Origin of the sequence: Nocardia mexicana NBRC 108244, from assembly GCF_001613165.1 — a bacterium.
GTDB lineage: Bacteria > Actinomycetota > Actinomycetes > Mycobacteriales > Mycobacteriaceae > Nocardia > Nocardia mexicana.
Genome location: NZ_BDBV01000063.1, coordinates 1 through 14,833, shown reverse-complemented (window position 1 = coordinate 14,833; position 14,833 = coordinate 1). Strand labels below are relative to the sequence as shown.

Sequence of the window (14,833 nt, the reverse complement as noted above, 5' to 3'; positions counted from 1 at the left end):
CCGCCCTTATTTCCCGGCGTCGCCCGGCCCTTATTTCCCGGCGTCGCGGCCCCCTGGGGCCGCGACGCCGGGAGGTTTGTGCAGGGCGCGCGAGCGGCGCGGAGTGCATGAACGACGCGGTGCGTGCACGGGACCCCGAGCCGGGTGAGAATGCTGTGGGTCCGGCGCGGGGCGATGGGCGTACGACAGAAGGCGGCACAGACATGACGGTTCTGGCTCTCGATATCGGGGCGACGAAGTTCGCGGCGGGCGTGGTCCACGCGGGGCGCACGGTGCGCGATGTGCGCCGGGCGGCGGTGCCGCCGGAGTCGGTGTGGGATGCGTGCCGCGACCTGCTGTCGGAGGTGGCCGGGGAGACGCGGGTGACCGCCGTCGGTATCGGCTCGGCGGGGCCGGTCGATGTGCGGTCGGGGATCACGGCGCCGCTGAATATCCCCGAGTGGCGGTACGGGTTCCCGATCGTGGCATCGGTGCAGGAGTTGTTCCCGTCGGCCGTGATTCGCTTCGCGATCGACGGCGCCTGCCTCGCCCTGGCCGAACATCACGTCGGCGGGCTGCGCGGCGTGCGCGACGGGCTCGCCATGACGGTGTCGTCGGGGATCGGCGGCGGCATGATCAGCGACGGCCGAGTCGCGGTGGGCCGCACCGGAAATGCGGGTCATATCGGTCATATCGTGGTTCCGGGCTGGGATGTGCCGTGCGAATGCGGGGGCGTCGGCTGCGTCGAGGCGGTCGCGAGCGGGATGTCGTCGGCGCGCTGGGCGCGGGAGCAGGGCTGGACCGGGGAGACCGGCATGGAGCTGGCTCGCGACGCCCACGCCGGTCATCCGATCGCACTGGCCGCCGTGAACCGCGCCGGAACCGCTCTGGGACAGGCGATTTCGTCGGCCGCCGCACTGCTGGACATCGACCGGGTGGTGATCGGCGGCGGATTCGCCGAATCCGGTGCGCCGCTGTGGGATCCGCTGCATGCGGCGGTCGCCACCCACGCCCGCCTGGATTTCACCCGCGACCTGCAGGTGGTGCAGTCACGCATTCCGGGCGGCGCCACTCTCGTCGGCGCGGGCGTGCTCGCCGCCGGCCACGCCACCGCCGACGAATACGACTGACCGGCGGTCGGACAACCACACCCGTGACCAGGGTCTCGCGGGACGGACGCGTCCGGCCGGGCACGTGGGGAGCCGGGTTAGCATGACCCGCATGACGTACACCCTCGTGCTGCTGCGCCACGGCGAGAGCGAATGGAACGCCCTGAACCTGTTCACCGGCTGGGTGGACGTCCACCTGACCGACAAGGGCATGGCCGAGGGCAAGCGCGCCGGTGAGCTGCTGGCCGAGCACGGGATCCTGCCCGACATCGTGTACACCTCGCTGCTGCGCCGCGCGATCAGCACCGCCAATCTCGCCCTGGACGCCGCCGACCGGCACTGGATTCCCGTGGTGCGCGACTGGCGGCTCAACGAGCGCCACTACGGCGCTCTGCAGGGCAAGAACAAGGCGCAGGTCCGGGACAAGTACGGCGACGAGCAGTTCATGCTGTGGCGCCGCAGCTACGACACGCCCCCGCCGCCGATCGAGGCGGGCACCGAGTACAGCCAGGACGGCGACCCGCGCTACGCCGATATCGAGGTGCCGCCGACCGAATGCCTGAAGGACGTCGTCGCCCGCATGGTCCCGTACTGGGAGTCGACCATCTCCCAGGAGTTGGTGGCCGGTAGGACGGTCCTGGTTGCCGCGCACGGCAATTCGCTGCGCGCGCTGGTGAAGCACCTCGACAACATCTCCGACGAGGACATCGCGGGCCTGAACATCCCCACCGGCATCCCGCTCCGCTACGAACTGGACGAGAACCTCCGCCCGGTGGGCCCGGGCGAGTACCTGGACCCGGAGGCGGCCGCGGCGGGTGCGGCGGCGGTAGCCGGGCAGGGCGGCAAGTAAACATGCGCGAGTAACCCCCATCGCGCCCGGGGATCGAGGGGTAGCACTTTCCAGAACGCGCTGCGGCTATGTGCCGCAGCGCGTTTGCCTTTCGTGCGTAGAGATGACCGCCGCGGCGGAGTGGCGTCCGCGTCCGCGCCGAATCCCCCGCTATGGTTTCGGACGGCTCGGTTTGTGAGCTCCATCTCTCCTACGGGACCGTAGCTATTGCATTGCTGCCGACCGGATCTGGCCGCATCGAATCGGTGCGGCAGTCGAGTACTGGCCGGTAGGGAGTGGTCTGCGTAACGTCCGGTAGGCAGCCTCGCGGGTTTAATGCCTGGTCGTCGCTTCGCGGGAGATGGTGAGTTGGTGAGAGACTTCCGCTCCGGTTGACGTAACCGGCGGTTTGCAACTTACTTGCCGGTAGATACACTTCCGGTCGTTCGACCATTTCGAGAGGTGGCTCACGTCCGATGAAGTACGCGCTGCGTGCCACAGTGGCGGCGGTTGCCGCGACCGTGGTGTTCCCCTTCCTCACCGCCACGGCCTCCGCCGGACCCACCGCGACCGGACCGGACGGCGGCGCCGCCGGTGCCGCGTGGGCCGCCACTCAGGATGGGCCGCAGCAGTATCCGAACATCCACATCGACTGGGATGTGCCGATCACGATGAGCGACGGCACGGTGCTCAAGGGCAATGTGTACCGCCCCGCCGACGCCGCCGGACGCCCCGCCGATGCGCAGACGCCCACCATCGTCAATCTCACCCCGTACACCAAGCTGGTCTCCAATCTCGCCGACCACGCGCAGTCGATTCCGGGGCTGTCCGACGCGCTGCTGAATCTGTTCCGGCAGATCGACCTGTCCGGCACCCCGCTGTCGGGCATCACCGACCTCACCAAGTCGTTCGGCGGCGGCGAGCTGCGCAACTTCACCGTCGACCGCCAGCTCATCAAGAGCGGCTACAGCCAGGTCGTGGTCGACGTGCGCGGCACCGGTTTCTCCCAGGGGGAGTGGGACATGCTGCGCGACCGCGAGCAGCAGGACACCGTCGAGGTGATCGACTGGGCGTCGCGGCAGCCGTGGTCCACCGGCAAGGTCGGCATGAACGGCATCTCCTACTCCGGCATCAACCAGGTGCAGGCCGCCGAGAAGCATCCGGCCGCGCTGAAGACGATCTTCCCGGTGGTGCCCGGCAGCGACCTGGTGGACGACGTGCTGGCGCCGGGCGGCGGCTTCGGCTTCAACTTCATCCCGCTGTGGCTGACCGCCATCAACTCCCTGAAGTGGGTTCCGGACCTGGCGTCGATCGCGAACGGCAAGTTCGACACCCAGTGGCTCACCGACCGCGTCGACAGCCCGCTGACCTACATGGACGTGTTGTTGAGCGCGTACACCAGCACGCGGATGGAGGATCTCGACCCGCGGGTGAAGGGGATGCTCAACGACTTCTCCTCCGAACGCCGAGCGTGGCTGGGTGATCCGAGCTCGATCGATATCCCGACCTTCGTCACCGGCGGCTGGCACGACCTGTTCACCTACTCGGAATCCAAGATCTACAACGAGATTCCGCTGCCGCCCGGCCAGAAACAGCTGTTCATGGGCAACACCTATCACGTCAGCTCCGGCAACGAGTACAGCAAGCCGGGCCTGCCGCCGCGGCTGGACGTGCTGCAGCGCGCGTGGTTCGACAAGTGGCTCAAGGGGATCGACAACGGCATCGACACTTACGGCCCGGTGACGCTGCGTCAGCAGGGTGGCGGCTGGGTCACCCAGGACGGCTTCGGGCCGTCCGCCCCGGAGCAGCAGGCCGCCGAGCATCGCCGGATGTACCTGTCCGCCAACCGGAGTGGCACCGCCGACGGCAGCCTCTACGACGGTTCGCTGACCGCCGACGCCAACGGTGACACCGCGCGGCTGAGCGTGGCGCCCGGCCTGACCACCCTCTGCTCCAACGACGCCGCGCAGGCGACCGCGGGCATGCTGTCGATCATCGACGGCTGCGCCAAGGATTCTCGGGTGGCCGAGACCAACGGGCTGACCTTCACCAGCGCGCCCGTTGCCGGTCCGACCACCATCTCCGGCCCGATCGCCGTGCGGCTCAACACCGTTCAGGACGCCGCGGACGGATACTGGGTGGCAACCGTCAACGATGTGGCGCCCGACGGGCAGTCGACGGTGCTGTCGTCCGGCCAGCTGATGGCCTCGCTGCGGCAGGTCGACGAGGAGCGCAGCTCGCGCTCGGCCAACGGCGACTACACCGATCCGCGGGCCTACACCTCACTGGACAAGCGGCAGCCGACGGTGCCGGGCGAGGCGACCACGCTCGATATCGCCCTGCCCGCCACCGAGGCGGTGCTGCAGCCCGGCCATCGGCTGCGGGTGGACGTGTTCGCCGGCAACTTCCCCAAGGGCCTGCCGATCCTGCCGATGCTGATCGACACCGGCCTGAAACCGCAGCACGTGCAGCTGGATCCGAATGCGCCCAGCTTCGTGAACATTCCGGTGCGGGGCCGCTCCGGCTGGTAGATCTCAGGGACCCCCTGACCGTCCCGGGAGCGCACAACGGCGTGCGCCCCGGGACCTTTTTCTCTCCGGTGCCCAAAACGGTTGGCGTTATGTGCCGTCATAACGGGTCCGGTTTGTGCAGTCGAATGATTCTGCGCCGATTCGTATCTCCCGTCATCGCGCGGCTCTACTTTAGGGAGCAGTCGTTTCCCGATCGAGTGGATGGATATCGATGAGACAGCTGCTCCGTGCCGCGCTGCTGGCCGCCAGCCTCGTAGCCGTGATCCCGTTCCTGGCTCCCGGCGCGTCCGCGGCGCCCGAACCGGTCGGGCCGGACGGAGGCGCCGCCGGAGCGGCCTGGACCGCCGCCGAGGACGGCCCGCAGCAGTACCCGAACGTCTATATCGATTGGGACGTCCCGATCACCATGAGTGACGGCACGGTCTTGAAGGCCAATGTGTATCACCCTGCCGACGCCACCGGCCGCCCGATCGCCACCCCCACACCCACCGTCGTCAATCTCACGCCCTATACGAAATTGGGCTCGATGCTGGGTGATTCGGCGATGTCGATCCCGTGGGTGTCGGATCTGATCGTGCAGCTCGCGCGCACCATCGATTTCTCGGGGACGCCGTTCTCCGGAATCACCGACCTCACAAAGGCTCTCGGCGGCGGCCTGGTGCGCAACTTCACCGCCGACCGCCAGCTGATCAAGAGCGGCTACACCCAGGTTGTCGTCGACGTCCGCGGAACCGGCTTCTCCCAAGGCATCTGGGACATCCTGCGCCAGCGCGAGCAGCAGGACACCGTCGAGGTGATCGACTGGGCCTCTCGACAGCACTGGTCGACCGGCGATATCGGCATGAACGGCGTGTCCTACTCCGGCCTCAACCAGTTGCAGGCGGCGGCGAAGAATCCGCCCGCCCTGAAGGCGATCTTCCCGGTTGTGCCCAGCCGCAACCCGTTCCGCGATCTGGTCGCGCCCGGCGGCGCCATCGGGACCACGTTCATGCCGATGTGGCTGGCCGCGGTCAACGGCGGCAAGCTGGTGCCCGATCTGGCCTCGGTATTCCAGGGCAGATTCGACACCAAATGGCTCGCCGACCGGCTGGCCGATCCGTTCACGTTCGTGGATGCGTTGATCAATGTCTTCGTGACACCGGAGATCTCGCAGCTGAGCCCGAAGGTGCAGGAGCTGCTCGACAAGAACAGTCCGACCCGTCAGTCGTGGGAGAACGATCCGACGCAGATCACCGCACCCACCTTCGTCACCGGCGGATGGCACGACGTGTTCGTCAACTCCCAGACCGAGGTCTACGACCGAATGACGTTGCCGCCCGGGCAGAAACAGCTGTTGATGGGCGACACCTACCACATCAACAACGGCGCCGAATCCGGCCGCCCCGGCCTGCCGCCGCGCATGGACGTCCTGCAGCGGGCGTGGTTCGACAAGTGGCTCAAGGGAATCGACAACGGCATCGACCGGTACGGGCCGGTCACCGTGCAGGAGCAGGGCGGTGGCTGGACCACGTTGGCCACCTTCGGGCAGCCGGAGCCGGAGTCCGAGTATCGGCGCATGTATCTGGCCGCCGCGCCCAGTGGCACCACGACGGGCAGCGTGCACGACGGATCGCTGTTCACCGAGCCGGGTCCCGGCGTCGATCGGCTCACCGTGGCGCCGGGACTGACCGGACTCTGCTCGCGCGACGCCGCCCAGCAGTCCGTCGGGGTGGCGGCGATCATCGTCGGGTGCGCGGAGGACGACCGGATTCACGAACTCGGCGGGCTGACCTTCACCAGCGCGCCGGTCGCGGCGCCGACCACGATCGCGGGCCCGATGTCGGTGCATCTCAACACGGTTCACGATGTCTCGGACGGCTTCTGGATGGTGTCGGTGAACGATGTCGCGCCGGACGGCCGCTCGACGGCGCTGTCGACCGGCCAGCTGATGGCCTCGCTGCGGAGCATCGACGAATCGCGCAGCACCCGGGCGTCCAACGGCGACTACACCAATCCGGTCCCCGATCTGTCGCTGGACACCCGGCAGCCGACCGTGCCCGGCCGGCCGACTCCGATCGACATCGCGGTCCCGGCGGTGGACGCCGTCCTGCAGCCGGGCCACCGCCTGCGGGTGGACGTCTTCGCCGGAAACTTCCCGAAGGGCCTCCCGCCCACCCCACTCCTGCTCGAAACCGGCTTGCGCCCACAACATCTGCAACTCGACCCGGCCGAGCCCAGCTATGTCCACCTACCGATCAAGGGCAACCCGGACTGGTAACGCCGTCCTCCTCTTTCCGGCACGCTATTGGCCGGAATCTACTGTCCCGGCGTGGATCCCGGCCAAAAGCATGCCGGGAAATAGAAAGCGCGCCCGCCGGGATGCGGAAGAGTGCACGCCGGGTGAGAAGGAGTGCACGCCGGGGTGTGGAGGAGTGCGCGCTAGGGTGTGGAGGAGTGCGCGCTGGGGTGTGGCGGAGTGCACGCCGGGTGAGAAGGGCGCACGCTGGGATGGCGGGGCGAGCTACCCGTTCTCGTCGTCCGGAACCGCGAATGCTGCCTCGAGGGGTGGGAATATGGCTCGGGAATCGTTGCCCCCGAACCAGAGTCCCACCGTGAAGGCCGACGTGGCCTCTAGGTAGCGGGCGTGGCGCAGGCCACCGGCGCGCATCGGCTGCAGCTTCAGATCCTCGGCGAGGCCGCACACCAGGTCCACCGATCGCGGATCGTCTCCACAGATCGGGACGCCGAGCCGCCGACCCTCGAAGACACGCTGTCCGGACTCCCACACCTCGGCCGCGCAGAGGTTGAACGCCTTCACCACATGCGCTCCGGGTGCGGTCGCCGAGATCCGCTCGGCCACGGCCTCTTCCGTCAGGGCGAAGGCGCCCTCGTCGGGACGGAAGGCATTGGTGCAGTCGATCACCGTCCGTCCGGCCAGGTCTCCGGCCGCCGCCAAGACGTCGGTCAGCGCGTCCACTGGAACCGCCGTCAGCACGGCGTCGGCGAATTCCGCTGCGCCGTAGATGTTTCCGCCGCGCGTTCCATGCCCGATCGCGCCCGCGAGTTCGGCCGCGCGCTGCTCACTTCTCGCCCCGACGACGATGTCGTGCCCCGCCGCGGCCCATCCGCCGCCCAGTGCCCGTGCCATCGCCCCGGCACCGATGATTCCGATTCGCATGATCATTCCTTGTCCGGCATCCGACGTTCGGATGCGTGGTGTCGACGCTAGGAATCCCGATGGGCACCCGCGGGTGCGCAACGATGCTGGCAGGCTTGTCGTGTGACAGTTCCGGTGGAAGTGGACGCCGAACGCGCGGAGTTCCCGCCCTACGGTGATTTCGAGGCCGACTGCCCGGCGCGCCTGGCGGTCGACCTGTTCGGAAATTCCTGGCTGATGGTGGTCGCCTACACGCTGCGCGACGGCCCGATGCGCCCGGCCGACCTGCGCAGGACGATCGGCGGCATCAGCCAGAAGATGCTCACCCAGACCCTGCGCCGCATGGAACGAATGACGCTGGTCGAACGCCGCCGCTACGCCGAGGCACCGCCCCGCGTCGAGTACGGGCTCACCGCAGCCGGGCGCGATCTGCTGATCCCCATCTTCGCCCTGGGCGCCTGGGCGGACCGGCACGGCGACACAGTCCGGGACGCCATGGCGGAGCATCCGGACGACGCCTAGCACCGGCGCTGCTCAGCCACGACACGTCGGGGGCCGTGGTCCGGTCGGGCCTGTGGACGCCGCGGGTTGCGTACGGTTGAGGTGGATATCACAGTCGCACAGCGACTCGGTGTTTCCCCATCCGAGCCGGGCACAATGGGACGACAGTTCACGTCGGCTTCGCACGGCCTCCAGATGCGTGGTGCCACAACGAAATGTGCGGGCGGCATCGTCGTCTGTGCCCCGACTCGTGGCGTCCGGGCCGCCCGGCACGCCCGTCGAACACTGCGTAAACGACCGGCTAACACCGGCGTAAGTGCCCGTGACCTGCGCGAAACTTCGTGGACCCTGGCTTGGCCGACGCGCCCGCGACCGTACGATTCAATTGTGAGCGTTCCGCAGGCCGTGCTGCTGGCAGTTCTGGCGGCCGTCGTAGGTCTGGCCGTCGGTGGGCTGCTCATTCCGTATATGAACGCCCGGCAGGCGCAGCGTCGCGAGGCCGAATCCGGTCTGACCATGTCGCAGGTGCTGGATCTGATCGTGCTGGCCTCCGAGAGCGGCATCGCGGTCGTCGACGAGTACCGCGACGTCGTGCTGGTGAATCCGCGGGCGGAGGAGCTCGGCCTGGTCCGCAACCGGCTGCTCGACGAGCGCGCCTGGGCGGCGGTGGAGAAGGTGCTGGCCACCGGCGTCAGCGTGGACTTCGATCTGACCCTCAAGAACCCGGTGCCCGGCCGCAGCCGCATCGCGGTGCGCGGGGTGGCCCGGCCGCTGTCGCGCGACAACTCCAACTTCGTCGTGCTGTTCGCCGACGACGATTCCGAGCAGGCGCGGATGGAGGCGACCCGCCGCGATTTCGTCGCCAATGTCAGCCACGAGCTGAAGACGCCGGTCGGCGCGATGAGCCTGCTGGCGGAGGCGCTGCTGGAATCGGCCGACGATCCGGACTCGGTGCGGCATTTCGGCGAGCGGCTGCACGCCGAATCCGGCCGCATGGGCAAGATGGTGACCGAGCTGATCGCGCTGTCGCGGCTGCAGGGCGCGGAGAAGCTGCCGCAGCTGGAGGCCGTCGACGTCGACACCGTCGTCAACGCCGCCATCGAGCGCTCCCGCACCGCCGCCGAGGCCGCCGGGATCACCGTCAGCACCGACGCGAACAGCGGGCTCGAGGTGCTCGGCGACGAGACGCTGCTGGTCACGGCCCTGTCGAACCTGGTCGAGAACGCGATCAACTATTCGCCGAAGGGCTCCCACGTGTCGGTGAGCCGCTCGCTGCGCGGCGGCCACGTCAATATCGCCGTCACCGATCGCGGCATCGGCATCGCCAAGGAGGACCAGGAGCGGGTGTTCGAGCGGTTCTTCCGCGCGGACAAGGCCCGCTCGCGCGCCACCGGCGGGACCGGGCTCGGGCTGGCTATTGTCAAGCACGTCGCCGCCAACCACAACGGCGAGATCACGCTGTGGAGCAAGCTGGGCACGGGTTCGACGTTCACGCTGCGCATCCCCACCACCGATGCCGCGGAGCAGGACGGCGCGCCGGGCACGAGCACGGCCGCGGGGGACAGAAGGACTCCCACCGGAATAGCGGTGGGTAAGAAGGAAACCGGCCCGCGCCCCGTGGGGCGGGCCAGACCCAACGGTGTGGAGGCAACCCGATGACGAGTGTGCTGATCGTCGAGGACGAGGAGTCGCTGGCCGATCCGCTCGCGTTCCTGCTGCGCAAGGAGGGGTTCGAGGTCACGCTGGTCGGAGACGGTCCGTCCGCGCTGGCCGAGTTCGACCGCTCCGGCGCCGACATCGTGCTGCTGGATCTCATGCTGCCCGGCATGAGTGGCACCGACGTCTGCAAGCAGCTGCGCACCCGCAGCAGCGTGCCCGTGATCATGGTGACCGCCCGTGACAGCGAGATCGACAAGGTCGTCGGCTTGGAGCTGGGCGCCGACGACTACGTCACCAAGCCGTACTCCTCGCGCGAGCTGATCGCCCGCATCCGGGCGGTGCTGCGACGCGGGGTCGGCGAGGAGATGGACGGCTCCAGCGAGAGCGGCGTGCTGGAGGCGGGGCCGGTGCGCATGGATGTCGACCGCCACACCGTGCAGGTCAACGGCAAGCCGGTGACGCTGCCGCTGAAGGAGTTCGACCTGCTGGAGTACCTGCTGCGCAACTCCGGTCGCGTGCTGACCCGCGGGCAGCTGATCGACCGCGTGTGGGGCGCGGACTACGTCGGCGACACCAAGACCCTCGACGTGCACGTCAAGCGCCTGCGCTCGAAGATCGAATCCGACCCGGCCAAGCCGGAGCACCTGGTCACGGTGCGCGGGCTGGGGTACAAGCTCGAAGCGTGATGCCCTGTGCACCCGCCCTGGGGGCGGGTGCACAGGGAATGGGTAGCTCGGCGAGTGCGCAGGACCTACATGAGCACGGCCGTTCTTGCGCAGCCTGCTGCTGCAGCAGCGCTCCCGTTGTCCGGTGCGGCTTGCCGCAGCAGTGCTCCATTCCGGTGCGGCGGCCTGCCGCAGCAGCGCTCCTTATTTCCGGCGTGTTTTTGGCCGGAAACTCAGAGGACGTGGACCCAGGCGGTGCCGATCTGGGGGTATTCCTGCTTCTGCAGGGGGAACCAGCCGAAGTCGTCGCGCTGCCAGCAGTCGTCCAGTGGGGCGGTGTTGTCGCGGCAGGCGATCGGGCGGGAGGTGCCGTACGGGCTCACGATGACCTGCTTGCCGTTCTGCTGCGCGGACAGTGCCGCCAGATCGGTGTAGACGACGAAGTTCTCGTTCTGCAGTGAGTAGTTACCGGGATCGGCAACCGGGTCGGCGTGTGCGGCGGGGGCGACGGACAGCGCGGCGCCGACGGCCAGAACGGCGGTTGCCATGATTTTCCTCATCATGGCCTGATGCTTATCACCATTCGGTGAATCCTTCATTGCGAGGCGGTGTCCTGTAAGGCCCACCGCCCGCGAGTCGCTCGGTTCGGCAGCCGTGTCGCGGTCGAAACAGCGTGTCCGACCTGGGCGCGCCGCATGTTTGCCGATCGGTCGGACTCAGGCGCCGGACCGCTGTGTGAGATGGCCCGCAATCGCCGCCGCGACCCCCTCCAGCCGCTCCCGGACCTCCGGATCGGCGACCAGGCCGTCCGGTCCGACCATCGCACCGAGCACTGTGATGCGCGGGCAGGCGGACTCGATGATCTCCGCCCCCACGTAACCCAGCACGGTGCGCAGCGAGGCGACCGCGCCGTCGCCGCGCCCGTCCGCCGCCACATTGATCCAGGCCACCGGCTTCTCGTGCAGATCCGCGGTCCCCACGGTCCACTCCAGCAGATTCTTCAGGCTGCCCGGCATCAGGCCCGCGTACTCGGGGCTGCAGAACAGCACGGCGTCCGCCGCCGCGAGTCGCTCCCGCAGATCGGCGACGGCGGCCGGAGACGGGCCGTCGCCGGGGACGAAGGCGGGAATGTCGGCGAGCCCCGTATACACCTCGGTCGAAATATCCTCCGGCACAACGTCTGCGAAGGTCGCCAGCGCAGCGGTATTGGTGGAGCCCGGCCGAGTACTGCCGGAGACCAACAGGATTCGGACGCGCGGGTCGGTGCCTCCCGGCTCGGTCTCGGGTATCTCCGGTGAGTCGACCATGTACCTACGAATCCGGTTGGTGCACTGGGTATTCCCGGAAGCTCACGCGTTGCGCTCGGCCTCGGCGGTCGCCGGATGCACCGCGACGATCCCCAGCCCCTCGCGCCGCTTGCAGTGCCGGGCCAGCTCGTCGTACGCGGGCTGGCCGATGAGCTCGATGAGCTCCGGGGCATAGGACTGCCAGACCGGTCGCGAGCCGACGTGCGCATCGGGCGAGCCCGAGCAGTACCAGTGCAGGTCGAGCCCGCCGGGGCCCCAGCCGCGGCGGTCGTATTCGGTGAGGGTGGTGCGCAGGATCTGCACGCCGTCGGGCCGGTCCACCCAGTCCTGGGTGCGCCGGATCGGCAGCTGCCAGCACACCTCGGGCTTCACCGTCAGCGGCTCGAGGCCCTTGCGCAGCGCCATGCTGTGCAGGGCGCACCCGATGCCGCCGGAGAAGCCGGGCCGGTTCAGGAAGATGCACGCGCCGTCGTAGCGCCGGGTGCGCAGCGCGGGCTCGTCGTCGAGGTCGTCCTCCTCGAGATACAGCTTCTTGCGGACCTTGCCGTCGGCGTCGCGGGCCTCGTCCATGAGCTGCCAGTCCTCGGGTGTGAGCATCTTCACAGCCTTCTGCAGCTTCTTGCGATCGTCGTCGTCGCAGAGGAACGCGCCGTGCGAGCAGCACCCGTCGTCCGGGCGCCCCTCGATGATGCCCTGGCAGGCGGGCGTGCCGAAGACACAGGTCCAGCGCGACAGCAGCCAGGTCAGGTCCGCCACCACGGTGTGCTCGGCGTTCGCGGGGTCGACGAACTCGATCCATTCCCGGGGGAAGTCGAGATCGACCTCGGGCGTGGGATCGATCTTCGCCGCTGATCGCAGCCCGGTCGGGGCGCTCGCGGAAGCTCCTGCCGTCACATCGCCAAACGCTAACAGCTGCGGCCGAGGAACCTTCGGTCCCGGGGGATTTACGCATTTCGTCGCGTCACCAATGAGCCACGTTTCGGTTCGTACTCCGAGGTATGTGCAGAACCCAGTACCGTGTTCTTGTGCGGCTCGGTGTGCTCGATGTGGGAAGCAATACCGTCCACCTGCTAGTGGTGGACGCGCATCGGGGTGGCCACCCCATGCCGATGAGTTCGACGAAGGCGACGCTGCGCCTGTCGGAGAACATGGACGACCTCGGCCGCATCACCCCCGAGGGCGCCGGTCGGCTCACCAAGACGGTGGCCGAATTCGCCAGCATCGCAAAGACTTCCGGCTGTGTGGAGCTGATGCCGTTCGCGACGTCGGCGGTGCGCGACGCGACCAACTCCGACGAGGTGCTGACCCTGGTCCGCCGCGACACCGGCGTCGACCTGCGGGTGCTGGCGGGCGTCGACGAGGCGCGGCTGACGTTCCTGGCGGTGCGCCGCTGGTACGGCTGGAGCGCCGGGCGCATCCTCAACCTCGACATCGGCGGCGGTTCCCTGGAGATGAGCAACGGGTGCGACGAGGCGCCGGATATGGCGCTGTCGCTGCCGCTGGGCGCCGGTCGGCTCACCCGGGAGTGGCTGGCCGAGGATCCGCCGGGCAAGCGCCGCGTGGCGGTGCTGCGGGATTGGCTGGAGGCCGAGATGGTGATACCGGCCAAGCAGCTGCTGGAGCCGGGCCGTCCCGATCTGGCCGTCGGCACCTCGAAAACCTTCCGTACGCTGGCCCGTCTCACCGGTGCCGCCCCCTCCGGCGCGGGTCCCCGGGAGCGGCGTATTCTCTCCAGTTCCGGTCTGCGGCAGCTGATCGCGTTCATCTCTCGGATGACCGCGTCGGACCGGGCAGAATTGGAGGGCGTTAGTTCCGATCGGTCACAGCAGTTGGTGGCTGGCGCATTGGTCGCGGAGGCGAGTATGCGAGCGTTATCGCTGGATACCCTCGAGATTTGCCCTTGGGCGCTGCGGGAGGGATTGATCCTGCGCAAACTGGATACCGACCTGGACAGCGAACCCGGTGCCGGAATCGGCCGTCCGAACGGCATACCGGGCCCGACCGAAACGGTGTCGCCATGAGTGAGGACTCCACCCAGCTGTCGGTCGCCGAGCTGCTGGCCCGCAACGGCCAGGGCGTTCCGGCGTCCGGGGGCGGTCGGCGGCGTCGCAGCGGCCGCGGCATCTCGGTGACCGAGCTGACCGGGGATATGCCGTCCGTGCGCGAGGGGTCGTCCTCGCACGCCGCGCCCGATCCCGACACCGACGGCGCCGCCGAGGCGGCCCCCGATTTCCCGTCCGCTACGCCCGATTTCGATGGCGGCCCCGCGTATTCGCCGCTGTCGGGCCCGATCTCGTACTACGACCCGATGGGCACGAACGGTTCGGGGCCCGATGGCTCCGGCGCGAACGGTTCGGGTTTCGACGGCCAGGGCTTCGGAGCCTCGGGCTTCAATGGCCAGGGCTTCGACGCTTCGGGTTCCAACGGGCAGAGTTTCAACGGTGCGGGCTACAACGGGCAGGGCTTCGACGGCTCGGGCTACGGTGGGCCAGGCTTCGACGGTTCGGGTTCGAACGGTCAGGGCTTCAATGGCTCGGGCTACAACGGCCAGGGTTTCGATGGTTCGGGTTCGAACGGGCAGAGTTTCAACGGTGCGGGCTACAACGGCCAGGGTTTCGATGGTTCGGGTTCGAACGGGCAGGGCTTCAACGGTGCGGGCTACAACGGCCAGGGTTTCGATGGTTCGGGTCCCAACGGTCAGGGTTTCAACGGCTCCGAGCTGAACGGATCGGGCTCGAACGGCTCCGCACCACCCGCATACGACCCCTCGGGCTACCAGGCACCGGCGTACGAACCGCCCGCGTATCAGCCGCCGTCGTACCAGTCGCCCGCCATGTCGGATGCCGCGCTTCGCGATCCGACGAGTTTCGGCTGGCCCCCGGCCCCCGACGCGGCGCCGCCGGCTCCGGGCGGCCGCCGCGCGCGGCGTGAGCGCATGGAGGCCATGGAGGCGCTGTCCGAACAGGGCGATCCGGCCGCGCAGTTCGCTCCCGAGGAGGCGCCGCCCGCGCCCGGCCGTCGCCGCCGCCACGATCCGGACGAGGAAGCCACCGCGGTCCGGCCGTTCGGCGGGTCGTTCTCGCGACCCGAGGACGGCGCGAATGCCGCGGCCCCGGG

Annotated in this window: 12 protein-coding genes and 1 pseudogene; 9 read left to right on the top strand and 4 right to left on the bottom strand. The window is 68.8% G+C overall.

Features of this window, described 5'->3' with window-relative positions; genetic code table 11:
* Window positions 1-203 precede the first annotated feature (203 nt).
* From NM1_RS24665 to NM1_RS24650, 4 genes are all read left to right on the top strand, one after another.
* On the top strand, window positions 204-1,109 hold the full coding sequence (locus tag NM1_RS24665) for an ROK family protein (RefSeq protein WP_068024318.1): 906 nt from the start codon (window positions 204-206) through the stop codon (window positions 1,107-1,109).
* 91 nt (window positions 1,110-1,200) lie between these two features.
* Window positions 1,201-1,938, top strand: coding sequence for a phosphoglyceromutase (locus tag NM1_RS24660; RefSeq protein WP_068024331.1), 738 nt, complete (start codon window positions 1,201-1,203; stop codon window positions 1,936-1,938).
* A 455-nt stretch (window positions 1,939-2,393) separates the two neighbouring features.
* Complete coding sequence (locus NM1_RS24655; protein ID WP_068024315.1) at window positions 2,394-4,448, top strand: CocE/NonD family hydrolase; 2,055 nt, start codon at window positions 2,394-2,396, stop codon at window positions 4,446-4,448.
* A gap of 211 nt (window positions 4,449-4,659) precedes the next feature.
* Window positions 4,660-6,705: a CocE/NonD family hydrolase gene (locus NM1_RS24650; protein ID WP_068024312.1), complete on the top strand. Its 2,046-nt coding sequence runs from the start codon at window positions 4,660-4,662 to the stop codon at window positions 6,703-6,705.
* A 243-nt stretch (window positions 6,706-6,948) separates the two neighbouring features.
* Here the strand turns inward: NM1_RS24650 and NM1_RS24645 are convergent, their stop codons facing one another.
* On the bottom strand, window positions 6,949-7,605 hold the full coding sequence (locus NM1_RS24645) for an NADPH-dependent F420 reductase (RefSeq protein WP_068024328.1): 657 nt from the start codon (window positions 7,603-7,605) through the stop codon (window positions 6,949-6,951).
* Between the two features lie 102 nt (window positions 7,606-7,707).
* Here NM1_RS24645 and NM1_RS24640 point away from each other — a divergent pair, with 102 nt between their 5' ends.
* The 3 genes from NM1_RS24640 to NM1_RS24630 all read left to right on the top strand — a co-directional run bounded on the left by NM1_RS24640 (window position 7,708) and on the right by NM1_RS24630 (window position 10,430).
* Window positions 7,708-8,106, top strand: coding sequence for a winged helix-turn-helix transcriptional regulator (locus tag NM1_RS24640; RefSeq protein ID WP_084519994.1), 399 nt, complete (start codon window positions 7,708-7,710; stop codon window positions 8,104-8,106).
* Between the two features lie 366 nt (window positions 8,107-8,472).
* Window positions 8,473-9,744, top strand: a complete 1,272-nt coding sequence (locus tag NM1_RS24635; RefSeq protein ID WP_068024309.1) for a sensor histidine kinase — start codon at window positions 8,473-8,475, stop codon at window positions 9,742-9,744.
* Complete coding sequence (locus NM1_RS24630; RefSeq protein ID WP_068024306.1) at window positions 9,741-10,430, top strand: response regulator; 690 nt, start codon at window positions 9,741-9,743, stop codon at window positions 10,428-10,430. Before NM1_RS24635 ends, NM1_RS24630 begins: the two co-directional genes overlap by 4 nt.
* A 212-nt stretch (window positions 10,431-10,642) precedes the next feature.
* Here the strand turns inward: NM1_RS24630 and NM1_RS24625 are convergent, their stop codons facing one another.
* From NM1_RS24625 to NM1_RS24615, 3 genes are all read right to left on the bottom strand, one after another.
* Complete coding sequence (locus tag NM1_RS24625; protein WP_147288958.1) at window positions 10,643-10,957, bottom strand: hypothetical protein; 315 nt, start codon at window positions 10,955-10,957, stop codon at window positions 10,643-10,645.
* A 168-nt stretch (window positions 10,958-11,125) separates the two neighbouring features.
* Window positions 11,126-11,716: an NADPH-dependent FMN reductase gene (locus tag NM1_RS24620; RefSeq protein WP_068024300.1), complete on the bottom strand. Its 591-nt coding sequence runs from the start codon at window positions 11,714-11,716 to the stop codon at window positions 11,126-11,128.
* 42 nt (window positions 11,717-11,758) lie between these two features.
* Entirely contained in the window at window positions 11,759-12,610 is an 852-nt protein-coding gene (locus NM1_RS24615) for a DUF3109 family protein (protein WP_373864065.1), read from the bottom strand.
* Window positions 12,611-12,741: 131 nt separating this feature from the next.
* Here NM1_RS24615 and NM1_RS24610 point away from each other — a divergent pair, with 131 nt between their 5' ends.
* Both NM1_RS24610 and NM1_RS24605 read left to right on the top strand, forming a co-directional pair.
* On the top strand, window positions 12,742-13,737 hold the full coding sequence (locus NM1_RS24610) for a Ppx/GppA family phosphatase (RefSeq protein WP_068024297.1): 996 nt from the start codon (window positions 12,742-12,744) through the stop codon (window positions 13,735-13,737).
* A pseudogene (locus NM1_RS24605) lies at window positions 13,734-14,833 on the top strand (hypothetical protein); the annotation flags it as partial. The gene NM1_RS24610 and the pseudogene NM1_RS24605, both read left to right, overlap by 4 nt.

Coding starts and splice junctions, on each gene's coding strand:
- NM1_RS24665 (WP_068024318.1), top strand. CDS start 204: ATGACGGTTCTGGCTCTCGATATCGGGGCGACGAAGTTCGCGGCGGGC.
- NM1_RS24660 (WP_068024331.1), top strand. CDS start 1,201: ATGACGTACACCCTCGTGCTGCTGCGCCACGGCGAGAGCGAATGGAAC.
- NM1_RS24655 (WP_068024315.1), top strand. CDS start 2,394: ATGAAGTACGCGCTGCGTGCCACAGTGGCGGCGGTTGCCGCGACCGTG.
- NM1_RS24650 (WP_068024312.1), top strand. CDS start 4,660: ATGAGACAGCTGCTCCGTGCCGCGCTGCTGGCCGCCAGCCTCGTAGCC.
- NM1_RS24645 (WP_068024328.1), bottom strand. CDS start 7,605: ATGCGAATCGGAATCATCGGTGCCGGGGCGATGGCACGGGCACTGGGC.
- NM1_RS24630 (WP_068024306.1), top strand. CDS start 9,741: ATGACGAGTGTGCTGATCGTCGAGGACGAGGAGTCGCTGGCCGATCCG.
- NM1_RS24625 (WP_147288958.1), bottom strand. CDS start 10,957: ATGGCAACCGCCGTTCTGGCCGTCGGCGCCGCGCTGTCCGTCGCCCCC.
- NM1_RS24620 (WP_068024300.1), bottom strand. CDS start 11,716: ATGGTCGACTCACCGGAGATACCCGAGACCGAGCCGGGAGGCACCGAC.